Below are 15,947 nucleotides of genomic sequence, written 5' to 3' on the forward strand. Positions count from 1 at the left end.
CCCAAGGGCTTGCCGGACCCCTCTTCAGCGCTGTCCCCCACCCGAAACGGGATGCCGGAAGTCCAGAGTGACGGCCTGAAAATCGAGCGCATTCACCATGTCGCCTACCGCTGCAAAGACGCCAGGGAGACCGTGCTGTGGTACCAGCAGATGCTGAAGATGGACTTTGTCCTCGCCATTGCCGAGGACTTCGTGCCTTCCACCAAGGCGCCAGACCCCTACATGCACGTCTTTCTGGATGCAGGACAGGGCAACGTGCTGGCGTTCTTTGAACTGCCGACCCAGCCGCCCATGGGGCGCGACCCGAATACGCCAAGCTGGGTGCAGCACATCGCCTTCAAGGTCAGGGACCGCGCCACCTTGCTTGCGTTCCGGGCCCACTTGGAGGCTCAGGGCGTAGCGGTGCTGGGGGTGACCGACCATGGCGTGTTTCACTCGATTTACTTTTTCGATCCGAACGGTCACCGCCTGGAATTGGCCTGTCCGGACCCCGAAGAAGAGGCCATACTGAAAAAACTGGATGCGGTGAAATGGGACATGCTGGAAGAATGGTCCAGCAGCAAGCGCGCACCCAAGCACGCAGCATTTCTGCACCAACGCGAGTTCGGGCCATGAGCATCGAGCCGGACTCGACACATCCGACCACCCTGCGCAGCGCTTTGGGTGAGTGCCGTGGCAGCGCGCTGCCGGCGAGGATTTGATATGAAGAAACTGGATGCCCAAACGCTGGCGGAGCAACTCGCGCAACACCCCGACTGGCGTTTCGACGCCGCTCGCGGCGGCCTGATAACGCGCGAGTTTGTTTTTGCCGACTTCACCGAGGCCTTCGGCTTCATGAGCCAGGTCGCCTTGCTGGCGGAGAAACATGATCATCACCCCGAATGGTCCAACGTCTATAACCGTGTCGTCATCACGCTGACGACGCACGACGTCAAGGGTCTGTCCAGCAAGGACATGGCGCTGGCGCGCCTGATCGATCAGGTCTTTTCGCGCTGCCGGCCGGCCACGCCTGTTGCAACTTGCGAAGGTCGCGACGATGCCGCCGCCGGCTGAAACCGCCAGGCACGGGCTTGCGGCCGACCACTCGGCGCGGCCGGAGCGCGCCGACTGGACCATGGACCAGGGCTGGCAGCACTACACCGCCCAGCAACACGGCGTCTGGAAAACCCTTTTTGAGCGGCAAAGCCGCTTGCTGTTGGGACGCGCCTGCGATGCGTTCGTGCAAGGCATGGCCCAGTTACCGATAGACGCCAGTCAGATTCCCGATTTCCGGCGGCTGTCGGACCTTCTGCTGCCGCGCACCGGCTGGCAAATCGTGGCGGTGCCGGGGCTGCTGCCCGACGAGGTCTTTTTCGAACACCTGGCCCATCGCCGCTTCCCGGCCGGCAACTTCATCCGCCAGCCGCATCAACTCGATTACCTGGAAGAGCCCGATGTCTTTCACGACGTCTTCGGTCATGTGCCCCTGCTGATGAATCCCACCATGGCCGATTACATCCAGGCCTACGGTGTGGGGGGCTTGCGGGCGCAGAAACTGGGCGTGCTGGACAAACTGGCGCGCGTCTACTGGTACACGGTCGAGTTCGGCCTGATGCGGCAGAAGGACGGCCTGAAGATCTACGGTGCGGGTATTGCCTCGTCCGCCACGGAGAGCGTTTTTTCGCTCGACGACGCATCGCCGAACCGCCTGCGCTTCGACCTGGAACGGGTGATGCGCACCAGCTACCGCATTGATGATTTTCAGGAAACCTATTTTGTCATCGATGATCTGGCGCAACTGCTTGAGCTGGCCAGCATCGATTTCGCAACCCTCTACCAACGGGTACTGGGTCAACCGGACCTTGCGCCGGGCGCGGTGTTACCGTCCGACTGGGTGCTGTCGCGGGGATCGGGCGCTTACCACCGCGCCAAGCGAAACAGCTGCGTGGCACCGACATGATCAAGCTCTACGGCATTAGTAACCTACGGTGAAGCGGCTGCGGCTGTGGGCCGGGTGCTCCAGTTCGTCGAGCAGCGCCACGGCATAGTCCTGCACGGAGATGCGGCTGTCGCCCGCGGCAGTGGTGATCAACTGCTCGGTGCCGAGGCGGAACTGTCCAGTTCGCTGGCCTGGCTCGATGAAGAGGCTGGGGCTCAGCATGCTCCAATCCAGCGCCGTCTCGGCGCGCAGCAGGTGCAGTGCCTTGCGTGCGCCTTCCGCCGTTCCCTTGTAGGCCGCCGGGAATTCAGCTGTGTCTAGCAGTTGTACGCCTGGCGCCACTTCCAGAGAGCCGGCACCGCCGACCGCCAGCAGACGTGATACGCCCGCCTCTCGCGTCGCCTGGAGGATGGAGCGGAAGCCCTTCAGGTAGTAGTCCTCGACGTCTTTCTGGGCGTGGCCGCTGAACGCGGTGAGCACGACATCGTGGCTCCTGAGCTGTGCCGCCAGGGCAGCGGTGTCGAGCACGTCGGATTGCAGGGCCGTCAGCAAAGGATGGGCCGCCAGGCGTTCCGGGCGACCAACCAGGCCAGTCACGCGATGACCGCGGTTCAGTGCTTCGGCCAGCAAGGCTGAGCCGATGAAGCCGCTGGCGCCAATGAGTGCGATGTTCATGATGTGTTTTCTTTCAAGTAGATAAGGAGGGATGCCGGTCGTTGCCGACGACCTGAGGGGGCAACTTTCGCAGCTTTCTTTGTTCAGATAAAGAGCGAAAGTTAGAATTCATTGTTATGAATTTTTTGACAATTAGCGAGGTCGTGAAAGCATCCAGCCATGCGACATGAGACGGCGGTTGACCTGAATGCCGTGCTGGTGTTCGCCGCGGTGGCGCAGGCCGGCGGCTTCACCGCCGCAGCCGAGCGGCTGGGGCTATCCAAGGCCCGCGTCAGCCTGGAGGTCGGCCGGCTGGAGGCGCGTCTGGGCGTCGGTCTGTTGACACGCACCACGCGTCGCGTACTGGTGACCGAGGCCGGGCAGAAGCTGCTTGACGAGTGCGTGCCGCTGTTGCGCAACGCGCAGGAAACGCTGGCCGGCCTGGGCCAGCGGGACCTACTCCAAGGCACTCTGCGGATCGCCTGCACGGTCGAGCATGCGGTGCAATCGCTGGCCGGTACCGTGGCCAGGTTCGCTCGGCTGCACCCGCAACTGCAAATTGAACTTCGCTCAAGTGACATGGTTGTCAACCTGGTGGCCGAAGGGATAGACGTGGCCATCCGCATGGGCTGGCTGCGCGACTCGACCCTGCGTGCCACCCGCCTCGGTACGTTCGGCCAGTGGGTGGTGGCGTCGCCCGATTACCTGCGCCGCTCGGGGTTGCCGCAAGCACCCGAAGACTTGGCGCAGATGGACTGGGTCACGCTCACCTTGCTACCCACGCCGCTGACCTGGCATTTCACCGGAGCTCAGGGCGAACTGCGGACCGTGCGGACGGCCAGTCGCTTGCGCTGCGACTCGGCTGCCACGCTGCGCGCCTTGCTGCTCGAAGGCGCCGGCGTGTCGGTGATGGACCAACTCAGCACCGACGAACTGGTACGCCGCGGCGACCTGATCAGACTGCTGCCCGAATGGCGGCTGCCGGAAGGCGGCATCTACGCCGTATACGCACCCGGCCGGCACATACAGCCCAAGGTGCGGGCCTTCATCGACTTTTACGTGGCGCACTTGAATGCCAGCACAACACCTGAAGCGCGGTAGATGACTCGGTCAGGGCGCGCAGGGGCGCGCTCCAGGCTGCCAAGCGCTCGATAACTGAGGTCTGATTGACCAGCGATGCCTAGCGATTGACCTCGCTCTTGACCGCGTCGACCTCAGGGGCTGGCGCGGCGCCGACCCGGTAGAAAATCAGTTGCGCCACGCCCAGCGCGATCGGCAATAGAGCCCAGGTTGCCGCCTCGGGACCCTCGTTGACGAACAAGGCAACGCCCAACGCCAGTCCCAGCAACAGCAACGCCAGGCCCCGGTGCAGGCTGTTGACCTTGGCGCCACATTCGCGCCCGCGCCCATTCGTGAAGAACTCGGGTGGCAAAGGCGGCACTTCCATGCCGCGCTCGATGGCCAGCAAGCGCTCCTTGTGGTGCAGCTCGAACATGCGGGTCTTCTTTTCATGGTCGAGCCACAGCGCGAGCATGCCGATGCCGATGCCCATCACAATGGCGATGATGGGAATCATCAGGGGCATGATATGTTTTAGATCGTCCATGGGAAACTCCTGTTAGTGGATTGACGTGTGTTGATACCCGCCACGCCGTGTCAGGGTTTCATCGTTTTGAAAAAAAATAATCCACCCTTGTTGAAACCGATTCAAAACCAGCAGGTATCAACGCTAATGCCCAACGATCAAGCACTTTCCCGATTGCCTGCTTCCATGGGAGAGACGGACGCAGCCCAACGGGATGCGGACATCGTCGGCTTGCTGCACGATGGTCAAAACCACCTGGCTTTTGAATATCTGGTGCAACGCTACGACGCCAAGGTGTTCCATCTGTGCCTGGCGCTGCTGCGCGACACCCATACCGCCCAGGACCTCGCGCAGGACAGCCTGCTGCGCGTCTGGCGCTCGCTGTCGAGCTACAACGCCGGCACCGCAGCCCTGTCGACCTGGATCTACGCCATTGCCCGCAATCGCTGTCTCACCGAGCTGGCACGCCGCAAGCAGGCCGGCGCGCAGCGGGACGATGCCGTGACCTGGGACGCTATTGAGCAGTTGCCCGCGGCGGCGCCAGATCACGACGCGGCCGCGCTGGCGCTGCTGCGACACATGGTGGATTCCCTGCCCAAGGCCTATCAGACCTGCCTGAAGCTGTACTACTTCGAGGAGCATTCGGTCGACGAGGTCGCCAGCATGCTGGACTTGCCGCAGGGCACTGTCAAAACCCATTTGCACCGGGCTCGCCAGGCCCTGTACCAAGCGCTGCAGGCCAAGGGGCTTGCCAGCCCATCCCTATGGCTGTGAGGAGTAACACCATGCCCATGAATTCAATTCCAGTCGACGAGCCGGCACTGTCAGCGGAGCAAGAGCGCGTGCTGGATCGGGCGCTGCTACAGGCGCTGCGTGCACCGCCACTGCCCGACGGCTTTCGCTCCGGCTTGCTGAGCGCCGTGCGGCGGGACGCCGCATCCGGCCTGGAATCGCGCAAGCGCGCACTGGAGCTGGAATACACGCAAGCGCTGCAACGGCTGCAACGCGGCCACATTCGCCTGCAACGCGACACGCTGGCCTTGATCCTGGTGATTGCGTTTAGCGCCGGGGCTTGCGCCAACCTGGCCCTGCCCTGGCTACAACGTGTTCTGGGTATCGATCCGGCAGTGACCCTGTCGATGCTGGCCCTGGTGATTGGCCTGGCAGCAGGCGCCAGCGTCTGGCTCGATCGGTTCGCCCGACCGGGGTGGCTGTTCGGCGCGGATCAGTAGGTCTCCAGGTGCAGCCGCTCTTGCCTCTTGAACGCCAGCGCCACTGGGTCATGGCGCGCATCCTCGCCGGAAAAGGTGGTCGTTCATTGGATCGGGTCGCGCTCATTGCGGGCGAAGGAAAACGCTCTCTATCATTTTGACTCTCACCCACTCACCTGCAAAAGGAAGACTTGGACCGCAAGGCTTCTTGCTCGCATATATTCGTTAGCTATCCGCTAGCGCGAGTTCGCTCGCCGGCAGCTTGACCCACTTATCCTTAGCTCCAAGGAGGCACTGTTGTTCCAGACCATCAAATCACTGTCCCTGCAACGTTGGCCCTGGCTGCTGCTGGCAGCCGTTGCCCTGGCGCTCGACGGGACTGCACTGACACTGCAGCATGTCTTCAATGTGCCGCCCTGCAACGAATGCATCTACATCCGACTCGGCGTCCTGGGCGTGGGGGTCGCGGGCCTGCTCGGGGCGCTGGCGCCCAGGGTGCCCGCCTTTCGCCTGGCGGGGCTGGCGGTCTGGATGGGCGCTCTGGGCTGGAGTCTGTACCGGGCCAACCTCCTGCTCAACCTGGAGCGCGTGGTACGGGAAGGCGGCGCCACCGGCTGTGCCCGATTCAAGGGATTTCCGTCGTGGCTCGCCCTCGATGCATGGCTACCCGCAATGTTCGAGCCGCGGGCCATGTGCGGCGATGTGAGTTGGACGTTTCTCGGGCAATCGGTGACGTTCTGGATTTGGGTGGCTCTCTGGTGCCTGGCCTTGACGGCCGCGTTGGTGCTGGTCGCTCAGAAGATGACCGTCTTCCCTGCGCCAGCAGTTGACGACTCCCCGGGCTTTCGTCCGGAGCGTTAGCTTCGATCGGAGTGAGCGCGGACGTTGAGCGTCAACCGTCTGGAATTTTGAACGTCGGGTATCTGCGTTCAGCCGGTACTCGGAACCAAATGTGGGACCGTCCGCTGCTGGTCGATGGCCTCCAATCATCACTACGCCATTACCGAGCCAACAATACGTGCATAGGTGCAAAAGTTCACTTGCAAACGTTATCAATATTGGCCCTTCTGCGCACACAGTCGGCGCGATATAGTTGACCGATGCACATTGCAATACTCACATTTGACGGGTTCAATGAACTCGACTCGCTGGTCGCCCTTGGCATTCTGAATCGCATCAAGAAGCCTGGTTGGCGCGTTACCTTGTCCTGCCCCACCCCTACGGTCACATCAATGAATGGTGTTACCTTGCACGCGCAGTCCACGCTGGCTGATGCCTGCGAAGCGGATGCGGTGCTTTTCGGCAGCGGAATGAAAACCCGCGACATTGCCAGCGACCAGAGCGTCATGGGGCAGTTGAAACTCGACCCGTCACGACAGCTTATTGGTGCGCAATGCTCTGGCACTCTGATGCTGGCCAAGCTCGGTTACTTGAAGAGGATTCCCGCTTGCACTGACTTGCTGACGAAGCCGTGGGTAGAAGAAGCTGGAGTCGATGTGCTTAACCAGCCGTTCTACGCGGATGGCAATCTGGCTACCGCAGGTGGTTGCCTGTCGTCTCAGTATTTGGCGGCTTGGGTGATTGCGCGATTTGAAGGCCTGGAAGCCGCCAAATCAGCGATGCACTACGTTGCCCCGGTTGGCGAAAAGGAACTCTACGTCGAACGTGCGCTGGCGAATATCACCCCCTATCTGCTTGTGAAGCCTTGATATTTGAAGCGGGGTAAGTGGCCGCTGCAGGTTGACTCGATCCCATCAGGACATGGTCGCAATTTGACCGTCGCTTGCGCAGCGCGTGGTGCCTGTCGGGACGGTGCTCTAAGCAGCTAGACCCTGCAACACCGGACATTCCGATGTTACGTGCCGGAACCAGGTTTCGGGTTTGGCGCAGACCCCTGCATGAATGTTGCAACACCCTCCGGAATGGAGACCCAGGGCAGCTTCGACCGGACCCAGATATGTCTGTCGATTACGAACCAATCCGTTTCATCAAAGGTTCCTGCTGCAATGCTTCTCATCCCCGGTCGGACCTCCGCGGTATGGGCCACAGTCGTTCCGCAATTCGGGCAGAAGTTCATTCTCAACCAGCGCCCGCTTTCATCAGAACGATGCTCGCACTCTGCCAATTGCCCTTGAAGGAACTCCACAGAGTGTTCGTCGAAGGAAGCAATGGCAGCGAACGCGCTTGCCAGTCTTCGCTGACAGAACTTGCAATGGCACACAGTGCTGAAGGCGGGCTTTCCATAAACGCGGTAACGAACTGCGCCGCAAGCACAGCCTCCTGCGTGACTTTCAATCATTTTTGGCTCCAGTACTTGGAAGGGTGGGTGTCAGACGGATTATCGTGGCGGCTAATGCATGGCGAGTACCTTCCGACGGCGAGCCATGCGCTAAGCTCTAGACCAGCCGGAGTAGACAATTATCCCCATGCAGTCAACCATTGCGCTCACACTAGGTGCCCCCATTTCTACCCCGCGACTTGCGCTTGAACCCATGGGTGAGCGCCATGCCGACGCCTTCTTTGCACCGCTGCAGGAAGAGCCTCTGTACCAGTGGATTTCCATGAAGAAACCGCCAAGTCTGGAATGGCTGCGTGCGCGCTGGCGGGGCATTGAGAACAGGATGGCGCCCGATGGCCAGTTTGCGTGGCCCACCGGGCGGTACGGTGCAAGTCGGACGGCGTGTACATCGGCAGAGTCGATGCCGAAGTCAGCAGCACGCTGGAGGCTGTCAACTTTGGCTACTACTTCTTTCACCAGCATTGGGGGCAGGGCTATGCAACAGAGGCGGTTGCGGGGGCTACACAACACTTGATGGCCCAGGGAGTGCACCGCTTGGTAGCCACCGTAACGAAGGGCAACACCGCGTCGGCGCGGGTGCTGCAAAAGGCCGGCTATGAGTTCAACCGGCTATTGGTGGGCAATGACATGATTCGAGGCATTGCCGTTGACGACGAAGAGTACGTAAAGTTGGCCTCATGACGAGTTGACAGGCGCTTGCCGCTTGGAGCAGGCCTATTTGGCAACGCCACTTCCGCCCTCAATCAATCGGATATTCGCCCATCTCGCCCCGACTGCCAGCTGTGGCGCGGATCAGTAGGTCTCCAGATGCAGGCGCCCTTCCCTCTTGAGCGCCAGCGCCACTTGGTCATGGCGCGCATGGGCGCGCTCTAGGCTGCCAGCCGCTCGATTCGCGGACGCTTCATCTTGCCCGCCTGGTACAAGTCGTACTGCAACTGCAAGCCTGCCCACAACTCAGGGCTGGTCCCAAAGGCTTCAGCCAGGCGATAAGCCATGTCGGCGGAAACACCTGAAGAGCCAGTGACCACGCGCGACAGAGTGACGCGGTTGACGCCCAGCTTCACCGCGGCTTCTGTCACGGTGATGTCGCCCAAATACTCCCGGAGGACTTCGCCAGGGTGCGGCGGGTTGTGCATACGAGTCATATTGAACCTCAGTGGTAGTCCCGGTAATCAACAAGCACGGCATCCTCACCCTCAAAGGCGAACACCATGCGCCAGTTTCCATTGACAGTAAGCGCCCAATGGCCTTTCAGCTCACCCTTCAAGGGGTGCAGCGCCCAAGACGGCGCCGAAAGGTCTTCGGGCTTTACCGCTTGATCCAGAGCAGCCAACTGTAGGCGCAGCTTGGAAGCGTGCGCAGCCTGTATTCCTGACTTGCTGCCCGTTTCAAAAAAGCGTTGCAAACCTTTGTGACGGAAACTCTTGATCATTTGGGCAGATTGTAGTCCGTAGCGCATCAGGCTACAAGGAGTTTGATCAGGAGTGTGATCAGGGGCGCTTTTGGGGCTATCGCGGGAACAGGCATATGTAAGATATAGTCGAAAATCCGCAGGTACAAAACAGAACAGCCAGGAGGGACAGTCAGTGACAAAGCCCCAAAGTTCGCGAGCAAGAAGGAAGAAGCGAAATACAGATGCTTCGGGGCAAGCCCTGGGATATGCACTGCAGTACACCCGCCTCACCCACATGCTGCTCGAGGCTGCACCAGAGGCGTTCTGTAGCCTCGAGTGCCTTGATGACATTGCCGAGGAATCGCCTCGTGATGGGCTGCGCTTGGTGCAGAGTAAGAGCGCCCTCACGGCGAATCCTGTTGCAGACCGGGCCAAGTCCCTCTGGAAGACCTTCTCCAATTGGTTGGACTTGCTCTCGAGCGCAGATTATCAAACTGAACACACCATCTTCGAAATTTACGTGTCGCGGCCGGTCGACGGGCCAATAGTTCGAGCGTTCCACGACGCCACGACCATCGACGCGGCTTCTGCGGCAATTGCGGCCGCGCGTCTGGCGCTTTGGGGGCCAGCCCCGGATTTCGCTTTGCGTGAGAGCTTGTCGCCGGAAATTGCCACGTACGTCAACCGCGTGCTTGCTTTAGACGAGTCCAGAGTGAGTCTGATCATTCGCAATTTCAGACTGGTATGCGGAAGCGGGAGCCCAAGTGCCGACCTGGAAGATTTGATACGTACTCATCCGGTACGACCGTCCAAGGTGCGCGACATTGCTGACTACATTTGCGGGGTCGTAAAGCGACGAGTCGACGAACTGCTTGAAAAGGCATTGCCGGCGGTTATCAGTCGAGACGAAATTCACACCATTTACAGTTCTTTTTGTCGCAAGGTGGACAGCGATACGGTTCTCACCAGCTTTGCCAAGCATCCTACACGGGATGAGGCCATGCGCAACTTGCCAGAAATGTTTGTGCGCCAGCTGGATCTGATTGGCCTCGACTTCGAAGACAAGCTTGAAGCGATAAATGATTTCCTGATGGCTTGCGCCGATCGAACTGAGTGGGCAATTAGGGGGGACGTTGACGAGTCATCGTTTGACGACCTCAACGACAAGCTGAGGCGAACATGGAAGAACAGAAGAAGCACGTTGTCGATTCTGCATCAAGCGCTGCCTCTAGATCGGCAAGGAGAATTGCTTTATAGGAACTGTTTAGAAGAGAAGGCACCTCTACAGGCAAAAGACACTCCGGCCCATTTCATACCCGGATGCCTGCATCGATTGGCTGACGACTTGTTCATAGGCTGGCATCCGAGCTACGAATCCCTGCTAAAAGTCAAGAGGGCGGCATGACGTCACTAGCCAGAGAGGTTCAAAACGTTCAGAATCCGGCGCTTGGGGCAACCCTACTCTGGCGCTTTTGCTGCGGATTTGTCGACGCCAGTCCGACCTGCGAGTCACCTCAGTTGCCCATCGTTTTTCTCGTCCTCCCAGTTGTCCTTCATCGGGACACTGCGGAATTTGTAACTAGCACACAGAAGCGATCAGGCTTGCGCGCGTTCGCAACCAAGTTCGGTGACTCAAGGGTCTCCAAGCAAGACCTTCTTCTCCAGTTGCATGATCGAACGGCGCGATGGAAGGTACTTAGCCTGCACTCACTTGAACTCGCTGTGGCCGGCCAATTGCTGAGCGTCACAGATAGTGGAACAGTACTCCCGTTGTCAAGAACGAATGCTCGTGGAATGGCAGACGACGTCAGGCAGTTGATGGTTGATGCAGAGAAGCTTGGCCATTGGTGCGGGCAGTTGACCACGCATGAAATTGCGAATACGTTGAAGGTGAGGTTCTGATGTTCTTTCAGATAAAGGAAATCGTGCTGTGGCCCCGCGGAGCGGATAAACCGCCCCGGCGGGTGAAGTTCCAACTGGGTAAGGTCAACGTCATTAGTGGAGCTTCACGGACAGGAAAGTCTGCAGTAATCCCCATCATCGACTACTGCCTTGGTTCGGGTAGCTGCTCTATCCCTGTAAACACGATCCGAAAAAACTGTGAGTGGTTCGGCGTGGTGATTGCAACATCCCAGGGTGAGAAACTTCTTGCAAGGCGAGAGCCAGGCGCGCAGCGGAGCACCGAGGACATGTTCATCATGGAAGCGACTAGCATTGCCGAGCTCCCGCTCTCGGTAACAAAGAACACATCGGCAGATGCCATTCGCCGACTCCTTGATGAGCTTGCTGGTCTCACTAACCTCGACTTCTCTGGTGGTGATGAGTCGGCGACAGGTTTCGGTGGACGACCGTCCTTTCGAGACTTGGCCGCATTTACGTTCCAGCCTCAAAACGTCGTAGCAAACCCAGATGTCCTGTTCTTCAAGACCAACACGTACGAGCATCGAGAAAAGCTCAGGAAGATTTTCCCGTATGTTTTGGGTGCGGTTACGCCCTCGCTCATGGCGATGCAATTTGAACTACGGCGAACGCAACAGGAACTTCGTCGGAAGGAGCGAGAACTAAAGCAGGCTCGCGAGGTATCGGCTCAGTGGCTTGCAGATCTCAAAGCCAAGTTTAGCGAGGCACAGGAACTTGGCCTGACAACACGTACTGACGTCGAGCCTTCTCGCGACCAGATGATTGAGCTTCTGTCGGAGATCGTATCGCGCACCGACCTCACCTTGGCCGTCACTACCAACACGATAACCGACGCCATGCAAGAGCTCGGCTCCCTTGAGGGGGAAGAACGAACCGTGTCGCGTGAGCTAACGGTCCTTCGGCACCGTCTTGAGGAAATGAACCGTATGCGACGTGGCGCTGATGCCTACCAAGGGGCACTCATCGTTCAGCGCGATCGCCTCCAGCTTTCGAAATGGATCTCGTCACATGCTGGGCATGGCTCAGACTGCCCCGTGTGTGGAAGTCATACGGAGTCCTCCCAGAGAAAGCTGACTCACCTTGCGGAGCGTTTGAAGGAGGTAGAGGTTGAGGTCGGCGTTGACACCGAGGTTCCAGCAGCTTTCGAACGCGAGCTTCAAAGAGTTACCACTGAGGTTGACGTAACGTCAGAACGACTTAAGTCTGTTCAAATTAGAAGACGAGCACTCTCAAGCCGGTCCGATGAGGCGCGCTCACGGCAATATTCTGCTAAGAAGGCCGAGCGATTTGTGGGGAACCTTGAGGCGGCTCTTGATCTCCACCGTCGCCTCGGCAGTGATGCAGAACTGGTCGAAGAGGTTAGCCGTCTGACAGAGCTGGAGCTGGATCTACGCGCGAAGCTTCGAGGGCAGGACATTGACGCACGGAAGCGACGGGCTTTGCAAAACGTGAACACGAACGCTGCCCGTTTACTGCCACTACTTGACGCTGAAAGACCGGAGGACCCTGTGTCCCTGGAAGTGGATGACTTGACCGTAAAGGTCATTGGATTGGATCGTGCTGACTACTTGTCCGAAATTGGCAGTGGGTCAAATTGGTTGTCATATCATCTTGCTGTCCTGCTTGGGCTTCACCAGTTCTTTTTATCGCAGACGAAGAGCCCGATTCCCGCTTTTCTCGTGCTTGATCAGCCGAGTCAGGTTTACTTCCCAACAAAGGTTGTGGACAGGGATGGTGACCAAGTTGACGACGATCCGCAGCTAACACGGGACGAAGACGTCGAGGCGGTTCGAAAGGCATTCCAGGTGCTAGGGCAAGTCGTGAATGCAGCGCAAGGCAAGCTGCAAGTCCTCGTTCTGGATCATGCCTCGAAAGAGGTTTGGGGCGACGTCGAAGGCGTGGTGGGTGTCGAAGACTGGCGCGGTGGCACTAAGCTTGTCCCAATGGAGTGGATGCAATAGCGCTCTGGATGAGCTTCCTGATGGCCGGGTTATAGTAATCCCCACGTGAACACCTAGCTTCGGGACAGTGGTCTGAAGTCCAAGTAAATCGGGATTACTAGCTGCTGATAATGTAAAGGTCCGCTATCCGGGGTCGAGTCGAGAAACGCTACGACTCCAATCGGCTACTCGCAATCGCCCCTGCCCAGCGAATGACTGGTTTGGTGTGTGGGTTCACCTGATGGGGGCGTTTTCACCCTGTCATTCAGTAGCGGTAGCGCCAACGGCTCAGCTCAGTAGGTCTCCAGATGCAAACGCCCTTCCCTCTTGAGCGCGGCACCTACATCGTCCCAGGAAAGCCCGGCCTCCTGCGCCACGTCGCGCAGCGCCATCAGCACGCCCTGTTCCATGCTCTTGAGGCCGCAGACATAGAAGTAGCTGTTGCTGTCGCTCAGCAAGTTCGCCAGATCAGCGGCGCGTTCGCGCATCGCATCCTGCACATAGCGCTTGGGCTGCTCCGGTGTGCGCGAGAAGGCAAAGTTGATGTCTATGAAATCTTTCGGTAGGTTTTGCAGCGGGCCGAAGTAAGGCAGTTCTTCCTGGCTGCGGGCGCCGAAGAACAGCATCAATTTGCCGCCCTTGAATTTACCCGTCTGACGCAATCTGCGCCGCCACTCGGTCATGGCGCGCATGGGCGCGCTGCCGGTGCCGGTGCAGATCATCACGATGTGGGAGCCGGGGTGGTTGGGCATCAGAAAGCTGCTGCCGAACGGGCCTATCACCTGCACCTTGTCGCCCACCTGCAAGTCGCACAGGTAGTTGGAACAGACGCCGCGCACCGGCTGACCTTGATGGTCCGCCAGCACGCGCTTGACCGTCAGCGCCAGGTTGTTGTAGCCGGGCCGCTCGCCGTTGCGCGCACTGGCGATGGAGTACTGGCGTGCATGGTGCGACCGGCCGCTGGCGTCGCTGCCGGGGGGGATGATGCCGATCGACTGGCCCTCCAGCACCGGGAACGGCAGCGCGGCGAAGTCCAGCACGATATGGTGCGTGTCGTAGTCACGACCGACCTGGGTGGCGCGCACATTGCCCGCAACCGTCGCAGTGATAGCTTTTTCAGGCGCCTTGGGGCCATACAGATTGGTGTAGGCATGGGCCGCCGACCAGGGCGGCAGCGTCGCGCCGTAATGTGCGCCATCGAAGTCGGCGGCGTCAATGCTGGCAACGGCAACCGAGGGCGGCGCGACCGGCGCCAGTGCAGCCGGTACTGCTGCAACCGGGCCCGACACAGCAAGCTCCGGCGCCGTCAATTCCGCCGGCAACACGTCCCAACCGAGTTGCGCTTCCACGCTGTAGGCCTGAGCCCGCGACAGCGTGCGCCAGTTGTCGATGGCGCCGGTCGGACAGGGCGGGATGCAGGCCATGCAGGAGTCGCATTTGCTGACATCGACCACATAGTTGCGCGAGTCGTGCGTGATCGCGGCCACCGGGCAGGTGGCCTCGCAGGTATTGCAGCGAATGCAAATCTCCGGGTCGATCAAATGCTGCCGGATGGCGGCGCTTTCACTCATGGCGTTGGCGATCAGTTGAAGCGCACGTACTCGAAGTCGGCCGGCTGGCGGTTGATGCCCATCAGGGGCGGCGCAATCCAGTTGGCAAATTTGCCGGGCTCGACGACGCGCCCCATCAGGCTGCCGACAAAGGCGCGGTCGCTGGCGCTGGGCAGCCAGTGGTCGACCTGGCTGTTCCACTCGGCCTCGGACAGGACGCGGCCGTCCGGCGACACCTTGACGTTGGCCAGGGCGCCGATGTTGCGGTGGAACGCCTTGTGCGGCACTTTCAGCCGGAACGGGATGCCGGCTTTTTCGATCACCTTGTTCCAGCGCTCGACGCCGCCGACCGAGTCCTTGATGTAATCGTCACGCAGCACTTCATTCAACGCATTGAGCATGGCCACTTCTTTCTCGACCAGCGCGCCGCCCTGCATCGCCAGCACCTTGTAAGTGCCGCCCTTGAGGATGTGGTCGTCCAGCCGCTTGCCTTCCTCGAAGCGGCCTTTCAAGCCGCTGCTGTAGAAGGTGGCGGCGTTGCTCGATTCGTCGGAGCCGAACAGGTCAATGGTCACGCTGAAATGGAAATTCAGGTAGCGCTGGATGGTCGGCAGGTCGATCACGCCGGCCGCGCGCAGCTTGCCCACGTCGTCGGTCTTCATCTCGTTCATGGCCTGGCACGTGCGCTGGATGATGCGCGAAATACCGCTCTCGCCGACGAACATGTGGTGCGCCTCTTCCGTCAGCATGAACTTGGTGGTGCGCGCCAGCGGGTCGAAGCTGCTCTCGGCCAGGGCGCACAGTTGGAACTTGCCGTCGCGGTCGGTGAAGTAAGTGAACATGAAGAAGCTCAACCAGTCGGGTGTTTCTTCGTTGAAGGCTTGCAGAATGCGCGGGTTGTCCTGCTGGCCGCTGCGGCGTTGCAGCAAGGCCTCGCCTTCTTCCCGGCCGTCGCGGCCAAAGTACTTGTGCAGCAGGTAGACCATGGCCCACAGATGGCGCCCCTCTTCCACGTTGACCTGAAACAGGTTGCGCAAGTCGTACTGGCTGGGCGCCGTCAGGCCAAGATGGCGTTGCTGTTCGACCGAAGCCGGCTCGGTATCGCCTTGCGTGACGATGATGCGGCGCAGGTTGGCGCGGTGCTCGCCGGGCACGTCCTGCCAGGCCGCTTCGCCTTTATGGTCGCCAAAGTGAATCTTGCGATCCTGCTCGGCCGGATTCAGGAAGATGCCCCAGCGGTAGTCCGGCATCTTGACATGGCCGAACTGGGCCCAGCCCTGCGGGTCGACACTGACGGCGGTGCGCAGGTAGACCTCGAAGTTCTGCGAATCGTCGGGCCCCATGTCGCTCCACCAGCGCAGGTAATTGGGCTGCCACTGCTCCAGGGCTCGCTGCAAGGTGCGGTCTTCGCTGAGGTTGACGTTATTGGGAATCTTGTCGCTGTAGTTGATGGTGGACATGCTTGTCTCCTTGGTAA

Annotated in this window: 20 protein-coding genes; 12 read left to right on the top strand and 8 right to left on the bottom strand. The window is 59.9% G+C overall.

Annotation, left to right across the window (positions count from 1 at the left end):
• The first annotated feature begins 51 nt into the window (after positions 1-51).
• From PHS32_RS09135 to phhA, 3 genes are all read left to right on the top strand, one after another.
• Positions 52-615: a VOC family protein gene (locus PHS32_RS09135; protein ID WP_301078679.1), complete on the top strand. Its 564-nt coding sequence runs from the start codon at positions 52-54 to the stop codon at positions 613-615.
• Positions 616-702: 87 nt separating this feature from the next.
• Positions 703-1,053 carry a 4a-hydroxytetrahydrobiopterin dehydratase gene (locus PHS32_RS09140; RefSeq protein ID WP_301078618.1) on the top strand — a complete coding sequence of 117 codons (351 nt, stop codon included), beginning with the start codon at positions 703-705 and terminating at the stop codon, positions 1,051-1,053.
• Complete coding sequence (gene phhA / locus PHS32_RS09145; protein ID WP_301078619.1) at positions 1,037-1,939, top strand: phenylalanine 4-monooxygenase; 903 nt, start codon at positions 1,037-1,039, stop codon at positions 1,937-1,939. Before PHS32_RS09140 ends, phhA begins: the two co-directional genes overlap by 17 nt.
• A gap of 15 nt (positions 1,940-1,954) precedes the next feature.
• Here phhA and PHS32_RS09150 read toward each other — a convergent pair whose 3' ends face one another.
• Positions 1,955-2,593 carry an NAD(P)-dependent oxidoreductase gene (locus PHS32_RS09150; protein WP_301078620.1) on the bottom strand — a complete coding sequence of 213 codons (639 nt, stop codon included), beginning with the start codon at positions 2,591-2,593 and terminating at the stop codon, positions 1,955-1,957.
• Between the two features lie 159 nt (positions 2,594-2,752).
• On the opposite strand from PHS32_RS09150, the gene PHS32_RS09155 reads away from it, so the two are divergent.
• Positions 2,753-3,673 (top strand): LysR family transcriptional regulator, encoded by a 921-nt coding sequence (locus PHS32_RS09155; RefSeq protein ID WP_301078621.1) that lies wholly within the window; start codon positions 2,753-2,755, stop codon positions 3,671-3,673.
• Between the two features lie 79 nt (positions 3,674-3,752).
• On the opposite strand, the gene PHS32_RS09160 is transcribed toward PHS32_RS09155, so the two are convergent.
• Complete coding sequence (locus tag PHS32_RS09160; RefSeq protein WP_301078622.1) at positions 3,753-4,178, bottom strand: DUF6249 domain-containing protein; 426 nt, start codon at positions 4,176-4,178, stop codon at positions 3,753-3,755.
• Between the two features lie 126 nt (positions 4,179-4,304).
• Between PHS32_RS09160 and PHS32_RS09165 the strand changes: the two genes are divergently transcribed.
• The 4 genes from PHS32_RS09165 (at position 4,305) to PHS32_RS09180 (ending at position 7,077) form a co-directional block, all read left to right on the top strand.
• On the top strand, positions 4,305-4,931 hold the full coding sequence (locus PHS32_RS09165) for an RNA polymerase sigma factor (RefSeq protein ID WP_301078624.1): 627 nt from the start codon (positions 4,305-4,307) through the stop codon (positions 4,929-4,931).
• Positions 4,932-4,948: 17 nt separating this feature from the next.
• The gene (locus tag PHS32_RS09170) at positions 4,949-5,389 is read left to right on the top strand and encodes a hypothetical protein (protein WP_301078625.1); all 441 of its coding nucleotides are present in this window, start codon (positions 4,949-4,951) and stop codon (positions 5,387-5,389) included.
• A gap of 276 nt (positions 5,390-5,665) precedes the next feature.
• Positions 5,666-6,229, top strand: a complete 564-nt coding sequence (locus tag PHS32_RS09175) for a disulfide bond formation protein B (protein WP_301078626.1) — start codon at positions 5,666-5,668, stop codon at positions 6,227-6,229.
• A gap of 239 nt (positions 6,230-6,468) precedes the next feature.
• Entirely contained in the window at positions 6,469-7,077 is a 609-nt protein-coding gene (locus PHS32_RS09180) for a DJ-1/PfpI family protein (RefSeq protein WP_301078627.1), read from the top strand.
• A gap of 146 nt (positions 7,078-7,223) precedes the next feature.
• On the opposite strand, the gene PHS32_RS24220 is transcribed toward PHS32_RS09180, so the two are convergent.
• Both PHS32_RS24220 and PHS32_RS09185 read right to left on the bottom strand, forming a co-directional pair.
• Positions 7,224-7,538, bottom strand: a complete 315-nt coding sequence (locus tag PHS32_RS24220) for a GFA family protein (protein ID WP_366143470.1) — start codon at positions 7,536-7,538, stop codon at positions 7,224-7,226.
• Entirely contained in the window at positions 7,448-7,663 is a 216-nt protein-coding gene (locus PHS32_RS09185; RefSeq protein WP_301078628.1) for a hypothetical protein, read from the bottom strand. The genes PHS32_RS24220 and PHS32_RS09185 overlap by 91 nt, the downstream gene beginning before the upstream one ends.
• Positions 7,664-8,012: 349 nt before the next feature.
• Here PHS32_RS09185 and PHS32_RS09190 point away from each other — a divergent pair, with 349 nt between their 5' ends.
• Positions 8,013-8,348 (top strand): GNAT family N-acetyltransferase, encoded by a 336-nt coding sequence (locus tag PHS32_RS09190; protein WP_366143469.1) that lies wholly within the window; start codon positions 8,013-8,015, stop codon positions 8,346-8,348.
• 188 nt (positions 8,349-8,536) lie between these two features.
• Here PHS32_RS09190 and PHS32_RS09195 read toward each other — a convergent pair whose 3' ends face one another.
• The gene (locus PHS32_RS09195) at positions 8,537-8,812 is read right to left on the bottom strand and encodes a HigA family addiction module antitoxin (protein ID WP_301078629.1); all 276 of its coding nucleotides are present in this window, start codon (positions 8,810-8,812) and stop codon (positions 8,537-8,539) included.
• A gap of 8 nt (positions 8,813-8,820) precedes the next feature.
• Entirely contained in the window at positions 8,821-9,099 is a 279-nt protein-coding gene (locus PHS32_RS09200) for a type II toxin-antitoxin system RelE/ParE family toxin (protein WP_301078630.1), read from the bottom strand.
• A gap of 154 nt (positions 9,100-9,253) precedes the next feature.
• On the opposite strand from PHS32_RS09200, the gene PHS32_RS09205 reads away from it, so the two are divergent.
• Genes PHS32_RS09205 through PHS32_RS09215 form a run of 3 tightly spaced genes read left to right on the top strand, consistent with a single transcriptional unit; the run spans position 9,254 to position 12,941 of the window.
• Positions 9,254-10,465: an ABC-three component system protein gene (locus tag PHS32_RS09205; protein WP_301078631.1), complete on the top strand. Its 1,212-nt coding sequence runs from the start codon at positions 9,254-9,256 to the stop codon at positions 10,463-10,465.
• A complete protein-coding gene (locus tag PHS32_RS09210; protein WP_301078632.1) occupies positions 10,462-10,962 on the top strand; it encodes a three component ABC system middle component in 501 nt (166 codons plus the stop codon). Before PHS32_RS09205 ends, PHS32_RS09210 begins: the two co-directional genes overlap by 4 nt.
• Positions 10,962-12,941, top strand: a complete 1,980-nt coding sequence (locus PHS32_RS09215) for a DUF3732 domain-containing protein (protein ID WP_301078633.1) — start codon at positions 10,962-10,964, stop codon at positions 12,939-12,941. The genes PHS32_RS09210 and PHS32_RS09215 overlap by 1 nt, the downstream gene beginning before the upstream one ends.
• Before the next feature lie 272 nt (positions 12,942-13,213).
• On the opposite strand, the gene boxA is transcribed toward PHS32_RS09215, so the two are convergent.
• Positions 13,214-14,491 carry a benzoyl-CoA 2,3-epoxidase subunit BoxA gene (boxA, locus tag PHS32_RS09220; protein WP_301078635.1) on the bottom strand — a complete coding sequence of 426 codons (1,278 nt, stop codon included), beginning with the start codon at positions 14,489-14,491 and terminating at the stop codon, positions 13,214-13,216.
• 11 nt (positions 14,492-14,502) lie between these two features.
• Complete coding sequence (gene boxB / locus PHS32_RS09225; protein WP_301078636.1) at positions 14,503-15,930, bottom strand: benzoyl-CoA 2,3-epoxidase subunit BoxB; 1,428 nt, start codon at positions 15,928-15,930, stop codon at positions 14,503-14,505.
• Positions 15,931-15,947 lie beyond the last annotated feature (17 nt).

This window comes from Rhodoferax sp. (assembly GCF_028714215.1).
Classification (GTDB): domain Bacteria; phylum Pseudomonadota; class Gammaproteobacteria; order Burkholderiales; family Burkholderiaceae_C; genus Rhodoferax.